Raw genomic sequence first — 1,649 nt, forward strand, 5'->3', positions numbered from 1 at the left:
AAAAAAACAGTCTAACATTGGTGGTGAATCGTAATTTGACGGAATTATGATTCACCACTTTTCGTTTCTTTGGTAAAGTGGTATCGAAGTTGACATGCCGCAGGCTTCTTTGGCGCTTTGACGTCGGGAAAAAAACTGGCAACTTCGCTGATTCACCAAAGAACTCGCTCGAAGACTGTAGGCGCTTTGACGCCGTGTATTGAAAATTGAGATGAGTGAATTGATGAAGCAACTTCAAACAGGTGGTGTTTAGAATGGAATGTATTTTTGGCATTGACGTCAGTAAAGCAACGGCTAACGTATCCATATTAGTGAACGAAACATTCATCAAAGAGTTTAAAATTGAAAATAATAATCCTGGCTATCAAACGCTTGAAAACGAACTTAATGGTTTCACAGAGCCCCAGATTATCTTTGAATCAACTGGTGTCTATTCACGAAGCTTGCGAGCTTATCTCCAACGAAATAACTGGCAGTACACAGAAATCAATCCGCTCAAATCGAAAATTGATATGGCTAGTTTTCGTCATGATAAAACGGATGCACTTGATGCACGCGGTCTGGCTTTGGCAATGAAGAAGCAGCACTATAAACCAACATATCAACAGGATCCGGCCTATAGTGAACTTCATGATCTAGAGCGTACCTATCAGGATTATAACGAAGATGTTGTCCGGGCAAAGAATCGTCTGCATAAGGCCTTACAGCTTACCTTTCCAGAACTAGAACATGTTCTTAGTAAAACGGATGGTGTGCTGTATTGGCATCTGGTCGAGCGCTTTGCACATCCAGCACTAGTACTCAAGTATGACGCGACTGAGTTAGCTAACCAAGTTTTAGACGCAACGCCGAAGAATATGGGAATCAAACGCGCTTTAAAAATTGCGAATCGGTTGTTAGAACTCGCAGAACGTTGTGCTTCTTCCGTGCCAGTCAATGCACATGCAGTACGTGCCACGATGTATTTTGCGACAGAAGTCGAGCGACTAGACGGACTTAAAAACGCTATTATTACGGAAATGGAAGAAACCGCCAAAGGATTAGAAGAAGTCAAATATATCCTTTCGTTTCCTGGTATTGGCATCAAGACTACAATGTGTCTACTTGGAGAAGTTGGTGACTTGCGTCGTTTCCATAGTGCTAATGCCGTCAATCGCTACATTGGTATTGATCTTGTTCGCTATGAATCTGGTGATCACAAAATGAAGCGTGGTATCAGTAAGCGTGGCAATGCTTACGCCCGCAAGATTTTGTATCGCGCAATTATGAATATCGTCAGTGCAGCACGCTATCAACCATCCAATGTTAGCGTTTATTACCAAAATAAAAAGCAATCAGCTCCGACCAAAAGGACGAAACTGATCACTATTGCGGCAATTGGGCGCCTTATCAGAACCCTCTATCACCTAGTCATAAACAATGATTACTTCGACCCGAAAACGTCCCTGGCCGGACAGTAATGTCGAAGATCATTTAAACTTATTATAGCACCTCGAAAATCAGAAATTAACGAGGTTGTGTTTGGTGTACGCAAAATCAGTCTATCTGAGTACTCAGTATGTCCTCTTTCTGAGATAACAGAAAGATAATAGATAAAACAAAAAGAGAAAGCCCAATGTAGCAACTTTCTCTTGACTAATGGTAGAAAA

The 1,649-nt window shown here is 41.5% G+C and carries 1 protein-coding gene; it reads left to right on the plus strand.

Features of this window, described 5'->3' with window-relative positions:
* Positions 1-254 precede the first annotated feature (254 nt).
* Entirely contained in the window at positions 255-1,460 is a 1,206-nt protein-coding gene (locus FC07_RS11720) for an IS110 family RNA-guided transposase (RefSeq protein WP_057905302.1), read from the plus strand.
* Positions 1,461-1,649: the final 189 nt, after the last annotated feature.

Source organism: Loigolactobacillus bifermentans DSM 20003 (genome assembly GCF_001434575.1).
GTDB lineage: Bacteria > Bacillota > Bacilli > Lactobacillales > Lactobacillaceae > Loigolactobacillus > Loigolactobacillus bifermentans.